At 43.2% G+C, this 24108-nt stretch carries 26 protein-coding genes and 4 tRNA genes; 23 read left to right on the top strand and 7 right to left on the bottom strand.

Annotation, left to right across the window (positions count from 1 at the left end):
- Positions 1 to 110 precede the first annotated feature (110 nt).
- The 4 genes from ACKI39_RS12400 to ACKI39_RS12385 all read right to left on the bottom strand — a co-directional run bounded on the left by ACKI39_RS12400 (position 111) and on the right by ACKI39_RS12385 (position 2882).
- The gene (locus ACKI39_RS12400) at positions 111 to 1094 is read right to left on the bottom strand and encodes a DHH family phosphoesterase (protein WP_407400936.1); all 984 of its coding nucleotides are present in this window, start codon (positions 1092 to 1094) and stop codon (positions 111 to 113) included.
- A gap of 83 nt (positions 1095 to 1177) precedes the next feature.
- Positions 1178 to 1618: a hypothetical protein gene (locus ACKI39_RS12395; RefSeq protein ID WP_407400935.1), complete on the bottom strand. Its 441-nt coding sequence runs from the start codon at positions 1616 to 1618 to the stop codon at positions 1178 to 1180.
- Positions 1619 to 1658: 40 nt separating this feature from the next.
- Entirely contained in the window at positions 1659 to 2609 is a 951-nt protein-coding gene (gene argF, locus ACKI39_RS12390; RefSeq protein WP_318691938.1) for an ornithine carbamoyltransferase, read from the bottom strand.
- A gap of 200 nt (positions 2610 to 2809) precedes the next feature.
- Positions 2810 to 2882: transfer RNA gene (locus ACKI39_RS12385), tRNA-Met, on the bottom strand.
- Between the two features lie 193 nt (positions 2883 to 3075).
- On the opposite strand from ACKI39_RS12385, the gene ACKI39_RS12380 reads away from it, so the two are divergent.
- From ACKI39_RS12380 to ACKI39_RS12330, 11 genes are all read left to right on the top strand, one after another.
- Positions 3076 to 3585: a hypothetical protein gene (locus ACKI39_RS12380; protein WP_407400934.1), complete on the top strand. Its 510-nt coding sequence runs from the start codon at positions 3076 to 3078 to the stop codon at positions 3583 to 3585.
- Between the two features lie 7 nt (positions 3586 to 3592).
- Positions 3593 to 5146, top strand: a complete 1554-nt coding sequence (locus tag ACKI39_RS12375) for an SPOR domain-containing protein (RefSeq protein WP_407400933.1) — start codon at positions 3593 to 3595, stop codon at positions 5144 to 5146.
- 80 nt (positions 5147 to 5226) lie between these two features.
- On the top strand, positions 5227 to 5559 hold the full coding sequence (locus ACKI39_RS12370) for a hypothetical protein (protein WP_407400932.1): 333 nt from the start codon (positions 5227 to 5229) through the stop codon (positions 5557 to 5559).
- Between the two features lie 32 nt (positions 5560 to 5591).
- The gene (locus ACKI39_RS12365) at positions 5592 to 6356 is read left to right on the top strand and encodes a lysophospholipid acyltransferase family protein (RefSeq protein ID WP_407400931.1); all 765 of its coding nucleotides are present in this window, start codon (positions 5592 to 5594) and stop codon (positions 6354 to 6356) included.
- A gap of 97 nt (positions 6357 to 6453) precedes the next feature.
- Entirely contained in the window at positions 6454 to 6627 is a 174-nt protein-coding gene (locus ACKI39_RS12360) for a hypothetical protein (RefSeq protein ID WP_318687229.1), read from the top strand.
- 83 nt (positions 6628 to 6710) lie between these two features.
- Complete coding sequence (gene rpsT, locus ACKI39_RS12355) at positions 6711 to 6986, top strand: 30S ribosomal protein S20 (protein ID WP_407400930.1); 276 nt, start codon at positions 6711 to 6713, stop codon at positions 6984 to 6986.
- 79 nt (positions 6987 to 7065) lie between these two features.
- Entirely contained in the window at positions 7066 to 7374 is a 309-nt protein-coding gene (locus ACKI39_RS12350) for an HU family DNA-binding protein (protein ID WP_407400929.1), read from the top strand.
- 92 nt (positions 7375 to 7466) lie between these two features.
- The gene (locus ACKI39_RS12345; protein ID WP_407400928.1) at positions 7467 to 7883 is read left to right on the top strand and encodes a bactofilin family protein; all 417 of its coding nucleotides are present in this window, start codon (positions 7467 to 7469) and stop codon (positions 7881 to 7883) included.
- Positions 7884 to 7937: 54 nt separating this feature from the next.
- Entirely contained in the window at positions 7938 to 9797 is a 1860-nt protein-coding gene (rho, locus tag ACKI39_RS12340; RefSeq protein ID WP_407400927.1) for a transcription termination factor Rho, read from the top strand.
- Between the two features lie 188 nt (positions 9798 to 9985).
- Positions 9986 to 10204, top strand: coding sequence for a 50S ribosomal protein L31 (gene rpmE / locus ACKI39_RS12335; RefSeq protein ID WP_407400926.1), 219 nt, complete (start codon positions 9986 to 9988; stop codon positions 10202 to 10204).
- Between the two features lie 78 nt (positions 10205 to 10282).
- Positions 10283 to 11698: a DUF3943 domain-containing protein gene (locus tag ACKI39_RS12330; protein WP_407400925.1), complete on the top strand. Its 1416-nt coding sequence runs from the start codon at positions 10283 to 10285 to the stop codon at positions 11696 to 11698.
- On the opposite strand, the gene ACKI39_RS12325 is transcribed toward ACKI39_RS12330, so the two are convergent.
- The gene (locus tag ACKI39_RS12325; protein ID WP_407400924.1) at positions 11699 to 12823 is read right to left on the bottom strand and encodes a class I SAM-dependent methyltransferase; all 1125 of its coding nucleotides are present in this window, start codon (positions 12821 to 12823) and stop codon (positions 11699 to 11701) included.
- Positions 12824 to 12869: 46 nt separating this feature from the next.
- On the opposite strand from ACKI39_RS12325, the gene ACKI39_RS12320 reads away from it, so the two are divergent.
- Together ACKI39_RS12320 and ACKI39_RS12315 are read left to right on the top strand one after the other, a co-directional pair.
- A complete protein-coding gene (locus tag ACKI39_RS12320; RefSeq protein ID WP_407400923.1) occupies positions 12870 to 14504 on the top strand; it encodes a DEAD/DEAH box helicase in 1635 nt (544 codons plus the stop codon).
- A 33-nt stretch (positions 14505 to 14537) separates the two neighbouring features.
- Positions 14538 to 16178, top strand: a complete 1641-nt coding sequence (locus ACKI39_RS12315; protein WP_407400922.1) for an ABC-F family ATP-binding cassette domain-containing protein — start codon at positions 14538 to 14540, stop codon at positions 16176 to 16178.
- A 63-nt stretch (positions 16179 to 16241) separates the two neighbouring features.
- On the opposite strand, the gene ACKI39_RS12310 is transcribed toward ACKI39_RS12315, so the two are convergent.
- Positions 16242 to 17582, bottom strand: a complete 1341-nt coding sequence (locus ACKI39_RS12310; RefSeq protein WP_407400921.1) for an HD-GYP domain-containing protein — start codon at positions 17580 to 17582, stop codon at positions 16242 to 16244.
- A gap of 113 nt (positions 17583 to 17695) precedes the next feature.
- Complete coding sequence (locus ACKI39_RS12305; protein ID WP_407400920.1) at positions 17696 to 18766, bottom strand: LD-carboxypeptidase; 1071 nt, start codon at positions 18764 to 18766, stop codon at positions 17696 to 17698.
- Between the two features lie 164 nt (positions 18767 to 18930).
- Here ACKI39_RS12305 and ACKI39_RS12300 point away from each other — a divergent pair, with 164 nt between their 5' ends.
- The 10 genes from ACKI39_RS12300 to ACKI39_RS12255 all read left to right on the top strand — a co-directional run bounded on the left by ACKI39_RS12300 (position 18931) and on the right by ACKI39_RS12255 (position 24069).
- A complete protein-coding gene (locus ACKI39_RS12300; RefSeq protein ID WP_407400919.1) occupies positions 18931 to 19209 on the top strand; it encodes an HU family DNA-binding protein in 279 nt (92 codons plus the stop codon).
- Positions 19210 to 19372: 163 nt separating this feature from the next.
- Positions 19373 to 19708, top strand: coding sequence for a helix-turn-helix domain-containing protein (locus ACKI39_RS12295; protein WP_407400918.1), 336 nt, complete (start codon positions 19373 to 19375; stop codon positions 19706 to 19708).
- Between the two features lie 94 nt (positions 19709 to 19802).
- Positions 19803 to 19876: transfer RNA gene (locus ACKI39_RS12290), tRNA-Val, on the top strand.
- A 4-nt stretch (positions 19877 to 19880) separates the two neighbouring features.
- A tRNA-Pro gene (locus ACKI39_RS12285) sits at positions 19881 to 19953 on the top strand.
- A gap of 463 nt (positions 19954 to 20416) precedes the next feature.
- Positions 20417 to 20707, top strand: coding sequence for a 30S ribosomal protein S6 (gene rpsF, locus ACKI39_RS12280; RefSeq protein ID WP_318691921.1), 291 nt, complete (start codon positions 20417 to 20419; stop codon positions 20705 to 20707).
- A gap of 20 nt (positions 20708 to 20727) precedes the next feature.
- A complete protein-coding gene (locus tag ACKI39_RS12275; protein ID WP_407400917.1) occupies positions 20728 to 21243 on the top strand; it encodes a single-stranded DNA-binding protein in 516 nt (171 codons plus the stop codon).
- Positions 21244 to 21271: 28 nt separating this feature from the next.
- Positions 21272 to 21592 carry a 30S ribosomal protein S18 gene (gene rpsR, locus ACKI39_RS12270; protein WP_318689771.1) on the top strand — a complete coding sequence of 107 codons (321 nt, stop codon included), beginning with the start codon at positions 21272 to 21274 and terminating at the stop codon, positions 21590 to 21592.
- Positions 21593 to 21685: 93 nt separating this feature from the next.
- Positions 21686 to 22225 carry a 50S ribosomal protein L9 gene (gene rplI / locus ACKI39_RS12265; RefSeq protein WP_407400916.1) on the top strand — a complete coding sequence of 180 codons (540 nt, stop codon included), beginning with the start codon at positions 21686 to 21688 and terminating at the stop codon, positions 22223 to 22225.
- Positions 22226 to 22564: 339 nt separating this feature from the next.
- Complete coding sequence (dnaB, locus tag ACKI39_RS12260) at positions 22565 to 23899, top strand: replicative DNA helicase (RefSeq protein WP_407400915.1); 1335 nt, start codon at positions 22565 to 22567, stop codon at positions 23897 to 23899.
- A gap of 97 nt (positions 23900 to 23996) precedes the next feature.
- Positions 23997 to 24069: transfer RNA gene (locus ACKI39_RS12255), tRNA-Phe, on the top strand.
- The last annotated feature ends 39 nt before the right edge of the window (positions 24070 to 24108 follow it).

Raw genomic sequence — 24108 nt, 5'->3', positions numbered from 1 at the left:
TGTCCTTTGGAAAAAATCTGGTTAAAAATGGGGGAGGCAAGTAAAAAAAACAACAGGTCCTGTAATAATCTTACAGAACCTGTTGGAAATTTACATAGTAAGTTGGAAATTTACAGAACCTTTGAGAATTCCTTGATTATCTGTGGAATCAAAGTGTCGGTCCTTCCTTCCGTGCTTGCTCCTGAAGCATTTTTGTGACCTCCACCTCCGAATTTCTGGGCTATCGCGCTGACATCACATTTTTCGCGGGATCTGAATCCAAGGGTGCATGAATGTTCCGTTTCCTGCCTTACGAAAAGCACAGCCTCAACTCCCTCGACCTCAAGCATGAGGGAATAGAATGCATCGCTGTCCCTTCCTTCCTGCCCATGCTTGCGCGTGTCTTCCATGGTTTCGTAGGTAACAACAAGTTTTCCGTTGCAATGTCGTTCTGCACGGTCAAGCATGATGGAAAGAAGCTTTCTTGTGCTCCATGGCTTTCCGCTTGTCATTTTCTGGTATGTCGTGCGGGGATCGGCTCCTGATTCAACAAGCCTTGCCGTGCTTCTGAACACTTCTGCGCTGTTGTCCGTCAGGAAGCGGAAAAAGCCCGTGTCGGTGCATATCCCAAAGAAAATGGTGTTTGCCTGTTCCTTTGTCGGTTTGCCTACGATGGCTTCAAAAAGCTGAAGGACGAGGCAGGCTGCGGCAGGGGAGGTAGGGTCGATGATGTTGTTTTCTCCAGCAACATCTGCGGTCTTATGATGGTCTATTATAAAGGTGTCGAAGCCTTTAAGGTCACCATCAATCTCTCCAAGTCTTGAAATCTCGGAACAGTCTGTGATGATCAGTCCACAATGGTCTCTTTCATCCTGGGTCATGAACGGAATGTCGTTCCTGAAGTATTCCGCGTAGTTCTTTATCTCGTTTCTCTTGAATGGACCTGCATTGATCATGATGTAAGGCTTTCCTGTCTTGTCAAGGATGTAGGAAAGTCCCATGCATGATGAAACACAGTCGCCGTCAGGTTCCTTGTGTCCTGCAATGATGAAGGTCTCGTGGGAGTCAAGGAATTTCTTGAAGTTTTCAATCTGTTTGTCTGAAATAATGATCATTTTAAAACCTTGCTGGCATTATAAAAAAAAAACTCCAGTCAAGCAACTGGAGTTTTGAATCCTTTCAGAACAGTGAAAAGCGTTTAGAGCTCAATTTCAAGAGAGTCTGCGTCTGTTCCATTGATTTCCATGTTTCTTGGAGCCATTGCCCAAATTGGATTCCAACGGTTTGATGGAACAGTAACGAGAACCTTCTGGAATTCTCCGTCCTTCTTGATGATTGTAAGGTATGAACCGATCTTTGCTGGTGCATTGCGGAACAGAAGCTTTCTATGGCCTTCTGTGTTCTTTACCCATTTCTTTGGGAGGACTGCTGTTCCAATCTTTACACCCTGCTTTTCGTAGAGGATCACATATGCGTCAGCGGCATCGTAGATTTTATAGAAGCGAACATTCTGATATGTGATGCTGGAGATGTTGTCGCCGTGATCCCATACACGAGGTGTGCTTTCCTTTGATTCTTCAGCTGATGCAGAGAATACCATTGCGGCTGCAAATGCAAGAGCCAATAAAAGTTTCTTCATAAATTCCTTCCTTGGTGTTTCTACCGAACTAACAGGTTGCTTATACAAGGGCAAGCATGATTGCCTTGATGGTGTGCTTGCGGTTTTCTGCCTCATCCCAAACTTTGCTTGCTTCGCTTTCAAAGACTTCTTCTGTAACTTCCTGTTCCTTTACGGCAGGGAGACAGTGCAAGAAAATGGTATCAGGCTTTCCCGTAGCGGCCATCAGTTCCTTGTTTACCTGGTATGGCTGGAGAAGTTTAATGCGTTCTTCCTTTAACGCTTCTTCTCCCATTGAAACCCATACATCAGTATAAAGCGCATCTGCGTTTTTGACAACTGAAATTTCATCTGAGACGGTAATCTTGGCTCCAGACTGTTCCGCAAATGGAGTGCAGATTTTGATGATTTCTGCATCCGGAGAAAGTTCTTTCGGGGCAAAAACAGAGAAGTTGATGCCGAATTTAGAACAGATGAGCATGAGGGAACGTGCCATGTTGTTGCGTCCGTCACCGCAGAAGCAGAGGGTGAGCCCCTTAAGGTGACCAAAGTGTTCCTTGAGGGTCATGATGTCTGCCAGTACCTGTGTAGGGTGGAAGTCATCTGTAAGTCCGTTGATTACAGGAATACCCGAATATTCTGCAAGTTCTTCAACGTGCTTCTGCTTGAATCCGCGGAATTCAATGGCGCTGAACATTCTTCCGAGAACGCGTGCAGTATCCTTTACGCTTTCCTTTTCTCCAAGCTGAATGTCGTCCGTAGACATGAATACAGGATGACCGCCTTCTTCTCCAAATGCTGTTTCAAAAGAAGAACGGGTACGGGTAGAGCGTTTTTCAAAAATAAGGGCAATGGTCTTGCCTAGGAATCTCTGGTGAACTTCACCCTTGTGGGACTGCTTTTTTACAAGAAAAGCATAGTCAAGAATCTGGTTGATTTCTTCCGGTGTCCAGTCGATCCAGTTGAGGAGGCTTCTGCCTTTAAATGGACTCTTGAATTTTTCTGCTTTCATAAAATAACCCCTGTCATGAAATAATAGCGTGCCTTGAAAATCCGATTTCAGGGACTTTGTATAACTGATTATACATAATTATGCATAAAGAGCAATAGAAATTGTATATTTATGCATTAAAGTGAATCTCTAATGAATCCACAGTGCTTCAAGTAAAAACAAAAAAGACTTTCCAGAAACCTAGAAAGCCTTTTGTATCTTAGGGGCAATAGGGATCGAACCTATGACACACGGAATATGAGTCCGTTGCTCTACCAACTGGGCTATGCCCCCTTGAATGGTTTAGACTATATCAGAACCGACCTGTCGTGTCAATAGAGAAATATGAAAAGTCTAAAAAAATATGAGGTGGTAGAAATGAGGGGAGAAAACAATGAATTAAAAAAAACTAAACATTTTTTTTGAGATTCCGAAAAATAAAAGGACTATTTGTTTGTCAAAGCTAGTTGATTGAGAGGTCATCCAGATGAGTATCAGAAGAGCCCTGATGATTTTTGCAGTTTCCTGCTGCCTTGCATCGGTGAATGCAGTTCCCGTTGCTTTCCAGATTGCGCAGCAAGAGGAATCGGAATCGGATGTAAGGACTGCCTGCTATCAGATGGAGACAAGTCTTTTTGATTTTTTCTTTGACAAAGGAATTGTGATTTCAAATTCGCCGGTGGTTGTTACCAGGGATGAGTCTGAACGGGAAGTGATGTTCAACCAGTCCATGATGGAAGCAAGCCAGGGTGGAGTGAAATATTTCGTAGAAATTGTCTGTGAATATGACGTTTCAGGTTCAACTAATCCAGAGGCTGCCTTGCTTGAAAACATCAGGCAGGTAACCTGGAAAGTGATTGACCTGAACACGGACAAGGTTCTTGGTTCTGGAAAGAGGGTTCCACCTGCTGCCCGAAACTATAGAAAGGCAGAAAAGGGTGTTGCGGATTTTTCTTTCGGAATAGCAGGTGATATTTACAAAATCATTCGTAGGTAGGGGCGCAATGAAAAAGATATTTTCTGGCATTTTAGTTTTGTTGCTGGCAGTGACCATGTTCGCTGATTCCAGGGAAGTTGTTGACGGTGTAATCGAGGTTGCCGAGTCTGGAAAATTCCCGACGGGTCACTTTGGTCAGGCTGCAGGTTATCTTCCTGGCGACAGTGTGTTTGTTACAAATCCTGAAAGTGGAGTGACTCTCCAGTTCCTGAATCTTGGAACTCTTGATTCAGCTGATGGAATTGTCATCCTTCTTTCTGATGAATCTGCAAAGACTCTCGGTATAGAAAAAGGCTCTGGCATGCGCTGTAAGCTTAACATGCGCTACGGTGGATTTGATGAAACTGTAATCGGTCAGGCTGTTATCGATGCTGAGGATGCCGCTCTTGCAAAGAAAACAAGAAATTTGGAAAAGCCAAGGACGGTTGAGTCTCCTGCTGAAACACCAGCTGTAGTGGAAGAAGTGGAAGCACCATCCGTGGTTGAAGCTTTGCCAGCCGTTGCTGCCGCTCCTGTTGCAGGTGTTCCTCTTTTTGAAAACGATGAAGAACCTGCAGAAGAGACCGCTGAAGAAGAAATCATCGCAGAAGAGGTTGAGGAAGAAGAATCAGCTTCTGAGGAAACTGTTGCTGAAGAACCTATGGAAGAAATCGCAGAGACATCTTCAATTGAAGAACCTGTAGAAGAGGAAGTTGTTGCAGAAGAAATCCTCGAGGAACCTGTGGCTCCTGTTGTTGCTGCAGCTCCTGTCGTAGAACCTGTTGAAGAAGAAGCGGTGGAAGAAGAGCTTGTTGAAGATTACGAGGATGAAAATGCTGCCTTTGCTGAAACAAGATCTGCTGTTGAACAGCCTTCTCCTGCGGATATGTCGGAAGCAGAAGAGCTTGCCGCTGTGGAAGAAGCCGTTGCTGAAGATGAAATTGCTCCTGTGGCAGAAATTGTCGCTGTGGAGGCGGTAGAAGAAGAGGAGCTTCCACCTGTTGCCGAAGCTGTTGAAGAGGAAGAACTTCCTGCTCTTGTGGAGGATAAAGAGGAAGCTGTTGCAGTTGAGCCTGTAGAAGAAGTAATGGAAGAAAGCACCTCGGAAGAAGTTGCAGAAGAGTCTGTAGAGGATGAGTATGCTCCTATCGTTCTTGTTCCAGCAGAACCTGTCGCACCAGAAGCTGTTGAAGAAGAAGTGCTTGAGCCTGTAGAAGTAGCTGCATCTACCAGAGCCGTAGAAAGCCTTCCTGTCGAAGAGCCTGAGGTGGTCGTTGAGCCTGAACCAGTTGTTGTGGCTCCTGCTCCAGTTGTTTCTTCTAAAACCTATGAAAGCCTTATCGTGGATTCGGAAGACAGCCTCAAGAAGGGATGCTGGTATGTCCAGATTGCTTCACTTGGAAATCCTGAGAATCTTGAAAAGACTGTAAAGAAATATTCAAAGTATCCTATTGTGCTTGTTCCAAATGGAAAGGGTGCCTATAGGGTTCTTGTTGGTCCACTCGGTGTTGATGAATATGCTGCGGTTCTTGCCAAATTCAAGGCATTCGGATATAAGGACGCATTCCTTAAAAGAAAATAATTCTTAAAATATTGTGAATGATGAAGGCTTCTGTGTTAAACAGAGGCCTTTTTTGTTTTTTTAGCGTTTATATAGTAGGTATGAGAAAATTCAATTTTTATATGCCTGCTTTTGCCTTATGCTTTCTGTTTTTTGGATGCAAGGGATATTCAGCATCGATAGAAAAAGTACAGAGCCCTTATGATCCATCGATTCCCGAGCATGTTTTGATTTATCAAGCTTCCGATGGCGTCCATTCAGTCTGTCTTGAAGAAGAATTTGATCTTGCTGCTGGGGAAATAGAAGATATACAAACAAAAAAAAGATTTTTTGGAATATCTTTTATTCTTCATACTGGGAAAGACTGGTTTTATGTATTGAACCTGAATGAGGACGGTTCCCTGGTGCTTCATAGGATGAGTTTTCGAGATTGAGGAAAAATTGGAATTGGTGTATAATACCTGCCATGCTTAGTTTAATTACTGTTTTATGTGAATTCGGTGTCATTCTGCCACCCACATTGCTTTTGTGCCTTGTGTATCCTTTCAGCAGAAGAGCTGCCGTGGCTGTTTCCAACTATATAACATGTGTGTGTGCACGCCAGGTTTTTGCTGTCCTCAAGATGTACAGACAGTTCAATTTCCTTGGTGACTATTCAGAAATGGACAGGCTTCCAGAACAGTTTATTGTCATTTCCAATCATCAGAGTCTTTTTGACATAGTTGCATATCTTAAATTCTTCGGGGGGCTTAAGGCTCGTTTTGTCGCAAAGGATAATCTTGCTAAGGTTCCTATGGTGGGCAAGATGCTCAAGAGCCAGCAGCATTGCATGATTCCAAGAAAGGGTAGTCCTAGTGTCGCCATGAAGTCCATCGATAGATTTGGTGTGAATATATTGAAAAAAAAGCAGTATCCTGTGATTTTCCCAGAAGGAACAAGAAGCAAGGACGGCAACCTTAATTCCTTCTATTCAGCGGGTTTCAGACGGCTTGTTGCTGCTACTAGGCTTCCTGTTGCTGTGTGTGCCCTTGATGGTGGCTGGAAGATTTCAAATATGGATTCAATTTTTAAGAATCTCCGCCGAGGTGCCTATAGAGTGAAGGTGCTCAAGATCTATGATGCGCCAAAGGACAAGGAAGAAGAAAAAAAGATTCTCGAGGAGTCAAGGGAATTGATTCAGAATCAGCTTGATGTCTGGCGTAAACTCCCAGAAAATTCCCTTGAAGTGTAGTTTTTTTCGCTATTTAGGTGTTTTGTTTATTGACACGCACTTGAATAATCTTGTATATTTTTAGAACTTATAAAGAAATTAGTTATGGAGGAAGACGATGGCCGGAGCCAGTAAAAACTCTCGTACAACTGTTGCTACACAGAAGTTTATCTGCCCTGATTGTGGTGGAGAAATCGAATTGAAGACACTTTTCGAGAACGGCAAGCTCAAGAACCAGGCAGTATGCAGCAAGTGCAAGCGCACAGAACGCAGACCAAAGGATTTCAAATAATAATCGGGTTCACGAATTTTTGACGTTCACTCAGCCTTGGGTGGCTGAAAATATTTTATAATTTTTAGAATGGGGTAATCTTAATGTCAGTACATTCATCAGCAGACAAAAGACATGCACAGAGTCTTGTTCGCCGTATGCGCAACAGAAGAGTTAAGTCTCAGGTTCATACAAGCGGAAGAAAGTTCCTTGAAGCTATCAAGGCTAAGGATCAGGCCGCTGCAGCAGAATGCTTGAAGAGCCTTCAGGCAGAAATCGACGCAGCAAAGAGCAAGGGTGTTGTTAAGGCTAACGCAGCTTCTCGTAAGAAGAGCCGCATGTACAAGCTCTTTAACAAGACATTTGCAAAGGCAGAATAGTTTTCTATAGTTTTCTATAAAAGGATGCTGTTGTCAGTACGGCATCCTTTAATTGTTTTTTCACTTTTGTTGAGTCATTATGTCTAAAACCACTAAATTAGATTTGGTAGAAGCAGTATACAAGACGACAGAATGCGAAAAGCAGATTGTTCAGAAGGTTGTCGATGAACTTTTTGAACAGATGAAGATTTCTATGTCAGAAGGAAATACCATAGAACTCCGTGGCTTTGGCACCTTTGAGCTTAGACTTCGAAAGGGCAGGGAGAATGCCCGCAATCCAAAGAATGGAGCAAAAGTTTCTTCAGCTCCTCATTATGTGGTTGTATTCAGGTCTGGTAAGGATCTGAAAGAATCCCTCCTAGAACTTCCTGTAAAAGAAAACCAATAATTAAAAAATCATATAATAAATTTGAATTTTAAATCGTCTTTTCGATTAGATAATAAAATACTGCATGTTGGTTAAATGCATGGAGAATAGTTATGGCATCCAATTCAAATGGCAATCTTACAGTTTTTGGACAGGAAACTGAATTTGACGGTGTCCTTGAATTTACAGATAACCTTGTAATCACAGGCAAATTTCATGGTACCATCAAGGCTACGGGAGATCTTGAAATAGATAAGTCCGCTGTATGTGATGTTGATACGATTTCCGCAAATTCCGTGATTATTTCTGGTCAGGTTAAAGGCAATGTCGAAGCAAAGAACCATATTGAGCTTTGTTCTGGCAGCAATGTTAAGGGAGATCTTTCTGCGGCAAAACTTAGGATTGCAGACAATGTTGAATTTGAAGGCCAGGTTTCCATGATTGAACAGGCTCCAGATCTAGATATTTTTTCAGTTGCTTCTGAGGAATTCAAAAAATCTTTGTATTTGAGAAGTAACGAGGCACATTAAATATAATCAGTTAATGAATAAAAGCAAATAAACAAGCGAATAAAGAGGTACCTTATGGCGATTATCAGAGGCCGTAAAGCAAAGGAACAGGAAAGTGTTCAGTCCCAGGATTCTCAGGTAGAGGAAGTTGCTGCAGAAACACAGGAAGCAGGAAATGCGGATGGTGTTGACAATGGTGAAGAAAAGGCAGTGAAACCAAGAAAAAGAAGAGTGCTAAAAAAGGCTGCGGCGGAAGAAAGTGCAGATTCTGCGGAAGTTGTTTCTGATGCTATCGTGTCGGTGTCAGATGCTTCAACTGAAAACACTTCGGCAGAACCCGTACAGACAGAGCCTTCTGCTGGAGAAAGCATTCAGCAGTCGGAAGGTGGCGTTTCAAGCGAGTCAAATGAGACTCAGGCTTCCGAGGGTGAATGTAAGCGCAGTTTCATTTCCAACAGAAGAAACGACAACCGCAACGATAATAGGGACCGCGGTTGGAATGGAAACAATAGGAACAACTACAATAATAGAAACAACAACAGAAACAACTACAATAACAGAAGAAACAACAACAACTATGAAAAGAACCTTCAGGCTCGATTGGAAGCTGTAAGAAAGGCTCAGGAAATTGAAAATCCAGAAGAATACGAATCAAAGCCTCGTCTTGTAATCAACAATCTTACAAAGATGAGCATGCCGGAGCTTCGCGAGCTTGCAGCCCAATACGGACTTTCTGGCGAAGACCTTCCATCGATGAAGAAGCAGGATTTGATTTTCTGCATCCTTAAGGCACACACGGAACATGGCGGAATCATCTTTGCAGAAGGTGCCCTTGAAATCCTTCCTGACGGTTACGGGTTCCTTAGAAGTCCTCAGAACAACTATCTTCCAGGTCCAGATGACATCTACATCAGCCCAAGCCAGATCAGGCTCTTCAATCTTAAGACTGGTGACACTGTATATGGACAGACTAGAAGTCCTAAGGACGGTGAAAAATTCTTTGCTTTGCTCCGTATTGAAACCGTCAATTATGAAGATCCAAGCGTTGCACAGACACGCATTCCTTTTGAAAACCTTACTCCTCTGTATCCTAACGAAAAGCTCAGGCTTGAAACTACAGCCACAGAAATGAGTACCCGTATCGTAGACCTTTTTGCACCTATCGGTAAAGGTCAGCGTCTTCTTATTGTTGCTCCTCCAAAAGCAGGTAAGACCACATTGATGCAGAAGGTTGCAAATGCAATTACTGAAAACAATCCTGAAGTACACCTCATCGTTCTTCTCATTGACGAACGCCCTGAAGAAGTTACTGAAATGGAACGCGCCATCAAGGGTGAAGTTATTTCTTCTACCTTCGACGAACAGGCTACACGCCACGTACAGGTTGCTGAAATGGTAATCGAAAAGGCAAAGCGTCTAGTAGAACACAAGCGTGATGTTGTAATCCTCCTTGATTCAATCACCCGTCTTGCACGCGCATACAACGTTACAGTTCCAACATCAGGAAAGGTTCTTTCCGGCGGTGTTGATTCAAATGCTCTCCACAAGCCAAAGAGATTCTTTGGTGCTGCCCGTAATATCGAGGAAGGCGGTTCTCTTACAATCATCTCGACATCTTTGATTGAAACTGGCAGCCGCATGGATGAAGTTATCTTTGAAGAATTCAAGGGAACTGGTAACAGTGAAATCGATCTTGACCGCAAGCTTGCAGAAAGAAGGCTTTTCCCTGCAATCAACATCAAGAAGTCTGGAACAAGGCGCGAGGAGCTTCTTCTTACAGAGGCTGAGCTTCAGAGAATGTGGGTTCTCCGCAAGGTTCTTAATCCTATGGAAGATGCTGACATGCTTGAACTCATTATGGACAAGATGCGCAAGACAAAGGACAACAATGCCTTCCTTAATTCAATGAATCCTGGTATGGCCGCCATTGACTGATAGGAATTTGTAGATCAATTTATTACTTGATTAAACTTTATATTTTATATATATTGTTTTTACAAAATTTTCTTGTGGTACTAACTTGATTTGTAACGGTGGGGGAATGATACAACACTACCTTTTTTAGTGTATGTAGTGCTGACCGGCTTTTCTTTAGTATCGGGCAAGAACATAGGAGTTACACAATGAAAAAGGATACACATCCAAACTACACACTTACAAAGATTACTTGCGTATGTGGCAATGTTATCGAGACACGCTCAACAGTAGAAAACATCCATGTTGAAATCTGTTCAGCTTGCCACCCATTCTACACAGGTAAGCAGAAGCTCGTTGACACAGCAGGTCGTATCGATCGCTTCAACAAGCGCTATGGCGTTAAGTCAACAGCAGAAACAAAGTAAGTTTGTTCTTTGCTCAAATGGCCGGCTTTTATTTGAGCCGGTCTTTTTTTTTGATTAAAAAATAAAGGGATAGGGAAAATGAAGTTTAGAAAGATTGTTCTAGTCATTGCTGCGGCTTTTATGTTCTGCGGTACAGTTAATGCTCAGGAATTTTCAAGTGACGTCGTTAAGCAGGATTGTGATAAAAAACACTATGTCATTGGTTTTATAGGCGCCATGGGTGTCAATGCCGTGATAGGCAGCTGGAACCGTTTTGTATGCCGCGCTCCTTGGGCACAGGTCGGTCTTGAAGACATGAAGAACCCTTGGGAAAAGGCTGTGAAATTCGATGCCGACTGGTATTGGACAAACTTTGTCCTTCATCCATATCAGGGTGGACTTTATTATCTTGCTGCAAGAAATGCAAACCTCAATCTTTTTGAGTCTTTCCTCTATACTGCTTCAGGATCCCTTGTATGGGAATATTTCTTTGAGACAAACGCACCTTCCACAAATGACCTTGTCTATACTTCAGTAGGTGGAATGGTTACAGGAGAAATGCTTTACAGGCTTTCCCTGGAGGCTCAAGGTAAGAATCATAGTGTCCTGTCTTTCATTGCAAATCCTGTTCGACTTTATTCGGACTTTGCTCAAGGTCATGCACCAAAGGGACCTTCAGGAATGCTTGAGGACTGTTCCATCAAGGCTATGATGGGAATGGCCCTTGCCACATCAAAGGCAAAGGATGAAAGTCTTAATGAAGTATTCCCTATTTTCGTAGGCGGTGAATTCCGTGCTGTATATGCAGATCCTTATGGACATGATTCCAACGATCCATACAGCCAGTTCTACTTTGAGTTCGGTGGTGCTGGTGGAAAGGGAAGCGGAGAAGGTGCTGATTCAACGGAACAGAAACTTATGTATGATGTTCATATTTTCAGCGACGGAATGATCGTTTCCCGATCCCCTGATTTCGGCGAGAACGTGGATTCTACCTTTGGTGTTTGCATGGAGTATGACTTTGTATGGAATTCCTTCATGGAATTTTCTTCCCTTGCTCCTGGTCTTGCCTTTAAGCAGCGCTTTAATAGAACAGACTCCTGGACCGCATATCAGCTTAGACTTTCCTGTGTTCTTATGGGAACTGCTGATTTCTATTACCTAAGGCGAGGTAACATCGTTAAGCCTGAAGGCGTGTACAGAGACTACGGTTATACCACTGGCGTTGAGTTTGTTTCGAAAGTTGCCGCCGCAAAGAAGGCTGGAATTGAGTTTGACTGGACTTTGCATTCCTATGCATTCTGGAAATATCCAGGGCAGAAGCAGGACTGGGATGATACTGGCTGGGAATTCCTTGCTTTCTCCGATCTTTCTCTGGAAATGCCTGTTGAGAAGAATGTCTACCTTGGCGTAGCGGACGAGCTTTACTTTAAGAAAGCCCTTTATGACAATGTGCCTGACATGTGGACCTTGCATAACGCCGTCAATGTGTATGCAAGATTCAAATTCATGTAATCAGTATTCTTTATTGAACTTGATTTCCCAGACTCTATGGATTTTTGTATTTCTGTAGTCCTCTGGGATAGTCTGTTGTGTCATTTCTCTGCATATGGCGTTTGTCGGAAGTTTTCCTTCGTCGAATACAAGTTTACGGCTGTTTGTGCTGAAGTAAAGGATTCCGTCTTCTGAAAGAATCTTTGAACAAAGGCGTACAAGTTCGCACCAGTCGCGGTTTATGTCCAGCATGGTGTCGGTTTTCTTTGAGTTGCTGAAGGTTGGTGGATCAAGGACAATGATGTCAAATTTCTTGAATTCCTGATTGTGGTCTGCTTCCTTTTCCCGATCATACAGATAATGGATTACATCCGTAGAAATGAAGTTATATCTGTCAGAATCCTCAAATTCATTGAGCTTCATGTTCTCTTTTGACCATTCGGTGTAGGTGTTGCTAAGGTCTACGCTTTCCACATAGCTAGCTTTCCCTTCCGCAGCATAAACTGAAAAACTTGAGGTATAGGAAAAAAGATTCAATACGCGCTTTCCTTGGGATTGCTCGCGGACTTTTGCCCTCAAAGGTCTGTGGTCAAAGAAAAGACCGGTATCGATGTAGTCTGAAAGATTCACATGGAAAAGCTGTCCCTGCTCAAACACGACACCTTTTATTGAAGTTTCATTTTCCTGTTTTTCATACTGGGCCCGCTTTTTGTTTTCAGTCTGCTTTTTGCGGGTTTTTGTAATTACATTTTTTTCTGGAATTCCAAGTACATTTGCCGCTGCCGATGCCATTTCCTTGAGCCATTGGTTTTCTTCTTCTTCATCCTTTTCATAAGGGCGTTCGTAAAGGTAAAGGTGAAGGTAAGTGCGGGAGGCTTCCTGTGCAAGAAGGTTTGCAGCCTCTGGTCTGTTTTCGCTTACTGCTGAATTTATCATTGCATAATGCTTTGCGGCTTCAAATTTTGTATCGATATCGTATGGAAGGAATGTATAGATTTCTGCGCAAAGTGGAATTTCAGGAATATCCTTGTCGTATAGCCTGTAGCAGGTGACGCGGTTTTTTCGTGCCCACTTTTTAAGCTGCTTGTAGTTCTTAGAAAGTCTGTTTGAAAAGAGTTCTGCCTGGTATGCGTTCTTGTTTTCCATGGACCAAGTATATACTTATTATAGAAAAATTGATATATTCTTATCCATGAAATTTACTGAATTTTCTTTACATGAAGACCTTCAGAAGGGAATTGAAAAGGCCGGTTATGTTGAATGTACACCGGTTCAGGAACAGGTTTTAAAGGCCATCATTGAAGGTCGAGATTTGTATGTTCAGTCTCAGACAGGAACAGGAAAGACATGCGCTTACCTTACAAGCGTAATCCAGCAGCTTTTATCAAGGACAGATGTTCAGGGCAAGCAGGCCCTTGTTATGGTTCCAACCCGTGAGCTTGCGGTTCAGGTTCAGGAAGAAGCAGAAAAACTTTGCAGCGGAAGCACATTGAAGTGCGCAAGCTTCTATGGCGGTGTAGGCTACGATAAGCAGGTCGCCGCCCTCAAGAAGGGTGCAGACATTCTCATAGGAACTCCTGGACGTGTGATCGATCTCAATCAGGGCGGTCAGATGGATCTTGCAAACGTTGGGTTTCTTGTAATCGATGAAGCGGACCGCATGTTCGACATGGGATTCTATCCTGATCTCCGCACGCTCATCAAGGTTCTTCCTGCAAGCGAAAAAAGACAGACAATGCTTTTCAGTGCAACATTGAATTCCTATGTTAAAAACCTTGCCTGGGAATACACAAGGGATCCTGCAGAAATTACGATCGCCGCGGAAAACATTACAGTTGATGAAATCGATCAGGAACTTCTCCATGTATCCTCAACAGACAAAACAAGGCTTTTGCTTGGCATCATCAATTCTGAAAAACCTGAAAGCCTAATCATTTTCTGCAATACAAAAAGAACCTGTGAGGTCATAGCCAAGAGGCTCCGCATCAATGGAATTGAAACTGAATTCATCATCGGTGACCTTCCTCAGAAAAAGCGTCTTGCAATCATGGACAAGTTCAAGGCGGGACAGGTAAAGTGCCTTGTTGCTACAGATGTTGCTGCCCGCGGTATCGACGTTAATGATCTTGCCATGGTCATCAACTATGATCTTCCTAATGAAGCTGAAAACTATGTTCACCGCATTGGTCGTACAGCCCGTGCTGGCAAAAGCGGTAAGGCATATACATTCTGCAGTGAACAGGATGTTTATTCACTTCCACCAATCGAACGCTATATTGAAAAGCAGATTCCTTCACGCGTTGCAGAGGAAAGCATGATGGCGGAGGACAAGTCCAAGGACATGTACATCAAGACTGACTCTTACCACGAAGAATACAATGACAAAAGCGAATTCGGTCGTATGCGTCAGGCTCAGTACGAAAGAAGCGGTCGTGGAAAGAAGCACGGCAGTCATGGCGGTCAAAAAGGCAGCGGACGATATTCTTCAAGAAACGAAGAAGCTAAGAAAGAATACAAGCGGGATAGACGCGTATATAATCCTGCCGATGACGATATGCTCGCTTCCATGTCTTCTGAAGAGAGAATGAAGATTTATAGGGAAAAGTACGCTGGTAAAGCCAATGCTAAGGCAGCTAGAAAGGACGGACATGATGGCCGTAAGGAACAGACTAACGGTAGTTATAAGAAAGGTGACAATAGAAAGAAGAAGGGCAACAATAAGCCTAATAACAACCGTTCGTCTGTAAACAAGGGGCAGCAGCCAAAGAAGACAAATGAAAAGAAATCATTCTTTGGAAAGCTTAAGTCTTTGTTTGGAAAAAAATAGTTTAATTATTTAATTTAGTTAGGGGATAGATAAATGATCAATGTAACAGATGTATCACTTAAGTTCAGCGAAAAACCGCTGTTCAAGGATGTAAATATCAAGTTTCTCAAGGGAAACTGCTACGGAATCATCGGTGCCAACGGTGCAGGTAAATCGACATTCCTCAAGCTTCTTTCAGGAGAACTTGAACGCGACACGGGCGACATCAGCATCACACCAGGTGAACGCCTTGCTGTTTTGAGCCAGGACCACTTTAAGTATGATGAATATTCCGTAAAGGAAACTGTAAAGATGGGTTATCCAAAGCTTTACCAGCTTGAAAAGGATATCGATGCTATCTATGCAAAGGAAGATTTTTCTGATGAAGACGGAATGAAGGCTGCCGACATGCAGGCAGAATTCGGTGAACTGGGTGGATACGAAGCTGAAAACCAGATCGAGCAGATGCTTTCAGGTCTTGGTCTTGAAGAAGAAAACCATGACAAGATGATGAGCGACCTTGACGAAAGCCAGAAGGTTCGCGTTCTTTTGGCACAGGCATTGTTCGGTAATCCTGATTACCTTATCCTCGATGAACCTACAAACGGTCTCGACCTTGAATCGATTGCATGGCTTGAAAACTTCCTCCTTGAATTTGAAAACTGCGTCATCGTTGTTTCCCATGACCGTCACTTCCTCAATGCCGTATGTACATACACATGCGACATCGACTACGGAAAGATAACTCAGTTCACAGGCAACTACGACTTCTGGTATCAGATGAGCCAGATCCTTCAGAAGCAGCAGAAGGACCAGCAGAAGAAGCGCGAAGACAAGATGGCAGACCTCAAGCAGTTCATCCAACGCTTTGCATCAAACGTTTCAAAGGCAGGTCAGGCTTCTTCAAGAAAGAAGATGCTTGAAAAAATGCAGCTTGAAGAGCTTCCTGTTACAAGCCGAAAGTTCCCATATGTAAATTTCCAGAGCGAACGCCAGATCGGTAACTTTGTTCTTACAGCCGAGCATCTCAATTCAAAAGACAGCGAAGGAAATGTTCTCCTCAACAACTTTGAGATTACAATCCACCCGGGAGAGAAGGTTGCTTTCGTCGGCATGGAACACAATTCCATTTCTTCTTTCTTTGACATCATCAGTGGAACAAAAAAATGCGATGGTGCCACTGTAAACTGGGGACAGACAACAAAGCAGACATACATGGGACGTGACAACAACGACTACTTCAACAATGAGCTTACAATCACTGACTGGCTCAAACAGTATTCACCTGATCAGGATGATGCCTATGTGCGTGGCTTCCTTGGTCGCATGCTCTTTACTGGAGACGACAGCCTTAAGAAAGTAAAGGTTCTTTCCGGAGGAGAAAAGGTACGCTGCATGCTTTCAAAGATGATGCTCAGCGGTGCAAACGTTCTCATCCTTGATGACCCTACAAACCATCTTGACCTTGAATCAATCGAAAGCTTGAACGAAGGTCTCGTTAAATTCCCTGGCGTTGTATTGTTCTCAAGCCATGACCACGAGTTCATTTCTACAATCGCAAACAGAATCATAGAGATCACTCCAAAGGGTGTAATCGACCGCATGATGCCGTTTGATGACTACCTTAAGGATGAACAGGTTAAGGCACTGCGCAAGGAATACTACGCAGGTACTGACAAAAAGATCAGGTTTTAGGGCTGATTAAGATGTTATGAATAAAAAAAGGATTTCAGTTAACTGAAATCCTTTTTTTATGTTTCATTGTTTCTGGCTGTCTATGTATTCGTGGTATTTCTTCCACCAGGCAAGTTCGGTAACGTTGTTCTTGTCTTCTTCCTGCTTGAAGTAATTGTCGCAGTTTTCGATGGTTTCCTTTTTAGCAAGGACAGCATCGGAAATGCATGGCTCAAACTGAACTCCCTTCAATTCCTTGAAAATCTCCATTGCCTTATCTATGCTCATAGGCTGCTTGTAAAGTCGGCGGCTTAAAAGGGCATCAAGGACATCTGCCGCCGCCATGATTCTTGCAAATAGAGGAATGTCTTTTCCTGAAAGCCCTGAAGGATATCCTGTGCCGTCCCATTTTTCATGGTGGTAAAGGCAAACTTCTTCCGCGATCCTGTTGAATTTTCCGTCTGCGATTGGTGGAAGGACCTCAAGGATCTTATGACCTTCTTCTGGATGGCTTTTCATTATGTCGAATTCCTGAGGGGTAAATTTACCAGGTTTGTTCAGAATGCCTTCTGGAATGTGGATCTTTCCAATGTCGTGGAGAAGGGCGGCGTTGCAGAGCATGCTGATGTTTTCGTCGGTAAGGTCTGCAAGATAGAGGCCCTGTTCCTGAAGTTCTCTTGCGATGATGCCTACGTAAGTCTGCGTATGAAGGACATGGTTGCCTGTAAACATATCGTGGCTGTTGAGGATCGTTGAGATGAATTTGATGATCTTGCTCTGGGTTTCCTCAAGCTCAATGTTCTTTTCCGCGAGGGAAATGTTCATGTTGTTGACGCTGTCAATGTTGCTTATCAGGTTCCTAAGGCTTTTCTGGTTCTGCCTTGTCATCATCATTGCTAGAAGATGGGTAAAGAACAGTTCGATTGTAAAGCCTATGGAAAAACGGATGAAGAAAAGGTTTGGAGAATAGATCTCTCCTGTAAAAGGTTCGCATTGCTTTGTGATTCTTGTTTTTATATAAAGTGAAACCATCATTGCAATCCAACTGTAAAGGGAAACTATGCGGGTACATTTGTTGCTGAAGTACAGGGAAGCAAGAAAAGGAAAGAATCCGTATGAGATGTATATGGCAACGCGGCCATTGGCGGCAATTATGGATACGATCGTTGTACAGGCAAATATTCCAAGGTATTTCGAAAGATTCGGCATGTTGGCGAATTTGAAAATCAGGAAATTCAGCAGGAAGAGGGAGGTGATCAAGACCTGAATTTTAACAAGGTATATTTCAGGTATATGCCAGGCGTTTCCCAAGTTTCCAAGATAAAGCGCCAGCGGCAGTAAGTTCAGAGACATATATATGTTCTGGACCTTTCCGTTGACCTGAGAAACATTTCGCTTTAGAAATTTATGATCTATGCCGTTCATTATTCCTTACTTCAATTATAGTATGGAATTGCAATATTTCAAGTTTCATTTCATTTTGGGGACAAATTAGTGTCATTCCTCATCACGGCTTTGTATGGATATGTGACTTTTCGTTAGCTGAGTCTAAATTCTACTGTGATCTCGTTGCCAAAAACCTTGACCTTTGAGCATGCTCCCATTACAAGAGGCATCGCAGGGTCTATGTGTCCTATGTCGCAGTCCATGATGACAGGAACCCCCAGGTCTCCAAGTATGTCTGTGACCGCATTGTACTGGTTTACCCCCATCATCTCCTGTTCAAAGGATGCAAGAGGCCGTCCTACGAGGAATCCTGCAGTGTTTCTGAACCATCCTGCATTCTTAAGATGCCATACTTGACGTCTCAGTTCCATGGGATTTGCATCACAGCTTTCGAGCACCCAGATAATCTTCTGGTTGCCAATGTAGTCCATGAATTCCATTACTTTGTCCAGTCTGGTACCGCACAGGTTTGCAAGGACATCAAGGCATCCTCCAAGGAGAATTCCTTCCATTTCTATCTGTCTTGGATCCTGTACTTTTGACAGCGTATTCATGTCTGGGATGAATGACGAAAGAACTTTTTCTGCGCTGAGGGTGTAGGTGTAATTTTCAAAGCCATCTTCAGGATTTGTGTCATCCTCTGGGCGCTGGAATTTTCCATAGCCCCGTACGATATTTGTTTTTCCTTCAAGGATATCGAAGGCATCGGTTTCGCTCTGTTCCCATTTTTTACCGAATCCAGAGATGCATGGACCGTAGATGCCTGCTGTATGGCTTATGGTCACCAGAGGAAATATGAAATTTGTGTTGTCTGAATATCCCATGAACCATTTTGGCGCTGATGAAGCAAGTTTTTCGAAAGAAATGTGTCCTGCCGTTTCGCACATCATTTCACCGCCACCAGCAGAAATAATTGCTTTTGTGGAAGGGTCGGTGTAGAATTCCACAAGCTCTTCGGCGCATGTTCCTGGTTTTGTTGATATTCCAAGTCCATCGGATTTTTTAACCGTATCACCTGTTTTTATTGAATATCCCATGCTTTCGATTGTTTTTTTTGCAGTGTTGAACTTGGAGATGTAAGGCTCTGTCGTACATCCGAATGAAGGAGCCGTGATTGCTATGGTGTCTTTTTCTTCCAGAAATTGGGGAATTCTTATCTTCATTCCTTCAATATAGCATAGTGGGGACTTATTGCAAATGCTTGGAAGTGGCATGATAAGGGCGTTTTTTAAATTTATTCACTAGATTATTCCACGAAAGTATAATATAATGTGAATATTGCACTCCTAAAACAAACGGTGCAAATCAATACTAAGTGGAGATTAAAATGAACAAATCAGAATTGATTGACAAGATGGCAAAAGAAACAGGTCTTACAAAGAAGGACACAGAGAAGGCTCTTGCAGCTTTCACAACAATTGTTTCTAAGGAACTCGCAAAGTCAAATGATGTTCAGCTTGTAGGTTTCGGAACATTCACAGTAGCAAAGAGAGCTGCACGTGAAGGTATCAATCCTTTGACAAAGGAAAAGATCAAGATTGCTGCTTCTAAGTCGCCAAAATTCAAGCCAGGAAAGGCACTTAAGGATTTGGTAAACAAGAAATAATTCCTGAGGATTTCAGGTCGATGCATTTTTGCGGAAGAGGTTGCTTATGGCGGCCTCTTTTTTTATGCTTTGATGGGTTTAGTTCAAGTTGAATTTGAACTAAAGGTGCTTATGCCGGGTGTAATTTGAATTGTTCGATAGTCGGGACATTTAAAATTACCTCATGGAAAATGAAAGTGTAGAGGAACTTGGTCTGATAGTTGGTTCAAATATCAGGTATTTCAGGATGAGGAAGAACCTGAGGCAGGCTGATCTTGCGGTCCTTGCTGGTGTAACCAAGACTACAGTTTCCAACATCGAATGCGGTCAGTCCTGGCCTGAATACGAATCCTTGAAAGCCATAATGAATACGCTTGGAATGCTTCCGTCAGACCTTACTTCGCAGATTTTCCGTGAGGCCACAAAAGAGCTTGCCGTTGCAGAAGATGAAATTGCTTCATTGACAAAGGAAAATAAAGCAGAGGAGACATTGTCAGGAATAGGTGGTAAGCATCACTGATTCCTGAGTAAATAAATCTTAAAAAAAATCAAAGTTTTTTTAATTTTGCTATTGACTAAAAACAAGTAATTAAGTAGTATCTAGTCACTTGCTTGGAGGATTAGCTCAGCTGGTACGAGCGTCTGGTTTACACCCAGAATGTCGGGGGTTCGATCCCCTCATCCTCCATCCACGGGATGTAGCGCAGCTGGTAGCGCATCTGGTTTGGGACCAGAGGGTCGCAGGTTCGAATCCTGTCATCCCGATAAGTGCAGAAAGCTCTCGATAACTTCGAGGGCTTTTTTGTTTTAAACAGTATATGTTTATTTTTTTAGGTGGGATGACAGGATTCGAAGCCGAAGGAGCGCCGACCAGGGGGAGGAAAAGCGGGCAGGACGCCCGCGACAGCGACAAAGGCCGGCCTGGAGAGAGCAGACAGGAGGTCTGCGAAAGGAGGGCGAATCCAGATAAGTTGACGGTCCCAGGAATATGGGTTTAGCGGACTCAAGCGCTACGAGGGTCATCCCGATAAGTGCAGAAAGCTCTCGATAACTTCGAGGGCTTTTTTGTTTTAAACAGTATATGTTTATTTTTTTTTAGGTGGGATGACAGGATTCTAGGGTAGAATGGGCATTCCCCGTTGACCAAGGTTAGGCAAAATGGTATTATCTCGTACCCCTTGGAATTACGTATGTAATTCCCATTTTAGACCATAAGGAGACCATACAGATGAGAAAGTATGAACTTATGACAATTTATCCTTTGGAAGAGGATAAGTACAAGGCTGGTCTTGAAGCTCTTAAGGCAGACCTTGCAAAATTCGGCGCAGAGATCGAAAAGGAAGAACCATACGGTGACCGCGACCTCACATACGAAGTAAAGCGCCAGAAGCGTGGTAGATTTGTTCTTCTTACAATCAAGGCAAATCCTGCAAAGATCGTAGAAATGGACGCACAGTTCAAGTTCAACAACAACCTCCTCAAGTACCTCTTCGTACTCGTAGAAGAAAAGAACGCATAATCTGAAAAACTGGAGTAGATATGGCAAATTCTGACATCAATTCTGTAATCATTGTTGGACGTCTCACAAGGGATGTTGAATTAAAGTACATGAATAACGGAAATGCCGTTGCCTCTATGTCGATTGCTGTAAACCGCAGCAAGAAAGAAGGCGATCAGTGGATCAGCGAAGCACATTTTTTTGATGTTTCTTACTTCGGAAAGGGTGCAGAGGCGGTAAAACCATATCTTACAAAGGGCAAGCAGATTGCAATTCAGGGATCATTGAGACAGAATCGCTGGGAAAAAGACGGTCAGAAGCAGAGCAGGGTTGTTATTGTTGCTGATTCAGTTGAGTTGCTCGGTGGAAATTCAGGTTCCAATGGTAGTGGATATTCAGGTGGCGCAGGCTCTGATTTCAATGGGGGATTTCAGCAGCGTCCAAACTATTCACAGCCATCTATGAACCAGGGTTCTTCAAGTAACATGGGCGGATTCGATATGAACGATTCCTTTGGCGGTGACTCTTCAGGTTTCTCTGAGGACATCCCATTCTAAAAAATACTCTTAATAAAGGAGCAATACTATGGCAGACGAAAACATGGAAGCTGTAAACGAAAATACAAACGCAACACAGGAACAGTTGCAGGATTCTGGCCGCGAAGACGAAGTTCGTGGTGGACGCGGAAAGGGAAAGGCTTTCTTCCACAAGAAGGTATGCCGTTTCTGTTCAAACAAGGCAAAGATCGACTACAAGGATGCTGATGGACTTCGCCGCTTCACAACAGAACGCGGTAAGATTCTTCCACGTCGCATCACAGGTACATGTGCAAAGCACCAGAAGCAGGTTGCAGTAGCAATCAAGCGTGCTCGCGCAATTTGCCTTCTTCCTTACGTAGCAGACTAATCTCTTGGTCTAAGGCACGATAGGATAAAATCAAAATAATTCAGTTTTGCCGACTCCCGGTAAAACTGCTGTAAATTTTTTAGGAGCTCGAAAATGAAAGTTATTCTTAATGATGACGTAAAGCACGTTGGTGAAATGGGTGATGTAAAGAATGTTGCAATGGGTTACTTCCGCAACTATCTTTTCCCACGTGGACTCGCTGTACCATGCACAGATGAAGCACTCGCTTACTTCGAAACAAAGAAGGAAGAGATTGAAGCACGCAAGGAACAGAAGAGAAAGGATTCTGCAAGTCTCAAGGAAAAGCTTGAAGCACTTGAAATCAAGCTTGAGATGCCAGCAGGAAGCAATGGTAAGCTCTTTGGTGCTGTTACTTCTGTAACACTCATGAACTTCTATGCTCAGAACGGTTATGAAATCGAACGCAAGAAGATTGAAATCGCAGGCAGCTCAATCAAGACTGTTGGAAACTTCACAGCTAAGGTTCACCTCTATGAAGGTTCTGTAGCAGAAGTTAAGGTTGTTGTTACTGGACAGGTTTCAGAAGAAACAAAGAAGCAGGAAGCTAAGAAGGCTGCTGCTGAAAAGAAGGAAGCAAAGGAAGAAGCTCCAGCTGAAGAAAAGGCTGAGTAATCTCACTGATTTCCAGATTGAACCGGATGTGCTTGACTGCCTCCGGTTTTTTTTTTGCTGTGTCCGGAAATTGTATTGCTATAGGATATGTGGTGGTTGAGGCTCTCGAAACTACCACATATTTTGTGGATATTGCTTGATTTCGACAGGCGGCATCAAGGAAACTACGGTGCCATGTCCAATCGGCGCAGCAACACTTTCTAGGGACATAGCGTTTTTTTTATGCCATTTTCTTGTTTGCAAGACAATCGGTAAGGCCTTTGCTCAGTAGTGTTGAGGGTCTTCTTTTTTTCACATATAGTGTTTCCTGTTCCCTGGTTTTTGTATATAATCTTATCCATGGAATTAAAGGATAAGATACCACCTCATAACCTTGAGGCTGAAAAAGCGACGCTTGGTGCCCTTTTGCTTGACTGGAGTGCTGTAAATGAAGTTGTACAGTACCTTAGGGCAGATAATTTCTATAGTCCACAGAATCAGATAATCTTTGAGTCCCTTATGCATCTTTTTTCCGCTGGAATACGCGGGGATATCCTTACCCTCATCGATGATCTTACAAAATCAGGTAATCTTGAAAAGGCTGGTGGGGCTGCCTATATTTCTTCCCTCACGGATGTTGTTCCGACTTCCGCCAACATTGATTACTATGCAAAGATCGTTCAGGATGAGTCTACAAGGCGAAACCTTATTTCTTTGTCTCAGGAAGTAAAGGCAGAAAGCTTTGACGAGACTAAGGACAGCCGTAAAATTCTTGAAGAGACGGAACAGAAAATATTCCGCCTTACTGATGGAAACCAGACGACAAAGGTTCTTTCCATGGGTGAAATCATGCCTGACACCATCAAGATGATCGATACCAGATACAAGAACAAAAGTGCCTTTTCAGGCATTCCTTCAGGTATCACCGAGCTTGACAGCATGACTTCAGGTTTCCAGAACAGCGAAATGATCATCGTCGGTGCGCGTCCTTCCATGGGTAAAACGGCTTTGGCTCTTTCCATGATGCAGCACATTGCCATAGAACGTGAAATTCCATGTGGATTCTTCAGTCTTGAAATGTCTGGACTTCAGATAGGTCAGCGTCTTGTTTCCCAGGTTGCACGTGTTTCCGGTAAGAAGATCCGTAACGGTATGCTTAAGCTTGAGGACTTCAAGAAAATCCAGGATGCGGCGGGAGTCATTTACAATTCACCGCTTTATATCGTTGATGTTCCTAACATGAAGCTTCTTGACATCCGTGCCATGGCACGCCGCATGAAGGTCAACCAGAAGGTTCAGATCATTTTCATTGACTATATCGGTCTTATTACTTCAGAAAATCCTGAACAGGCAATGTTTGAGCAGCAGTCTGCGATTTCAAAGTCTCTCAAAAGCCTTGCCCGTGAGCTTGACATTCCTATCGTTGTCCTCTGTCAGGTTGCCCGTGCTGCAGAAGGTGATGAACCTAATCTGGCACAGCTTCGCGGTTCTGGTTCCATCGAGCAGGATGCGGACGTCGTAATGTTCATACACGGTGACCGTAAGGCAAACAAGGAAACCAATGAAGGCTATGATCCTGTTCAGCAGAGAAAAATCATCGTTGCAAAGCAGCGTAACGGTCCTATTGGTGATGTCGAGGTTCAGTTCCTTTCCAGCTACACAAAGTTTGAGAACAAGGCAAGGGAACAGCAGTAGACCTGTTTTTGTAGCAATTTTTAGGAAAAGTTTTAATTTTTTTTGAGAATTGCTATTGACACAATTTGGTCTATTGTATATTATCTAATCATCACTTGCCGGCGTAGCTCAGCTGGTAGAGCGGAGGACTGAAAATCCTTATGTCATCAGTTCGATTCTGATCGCTGGCAATTGTTAAGACTTACCTAATTGGTAAGTCTTTTTTTTTC

This window comes from Treponema sp., assembly GCF_045641405.1.
Classification (GTDB): domain Bacteria; phylum Spirochaetota; class Spirochaetia; order Treponematales; family Treponemataceae; genus Treponema_D.
The sequence above is the reverse complement of the archived record's forward strand: the minus strand, read 5'-3'. Positions and strand labels throughout refer to the sequence as shown.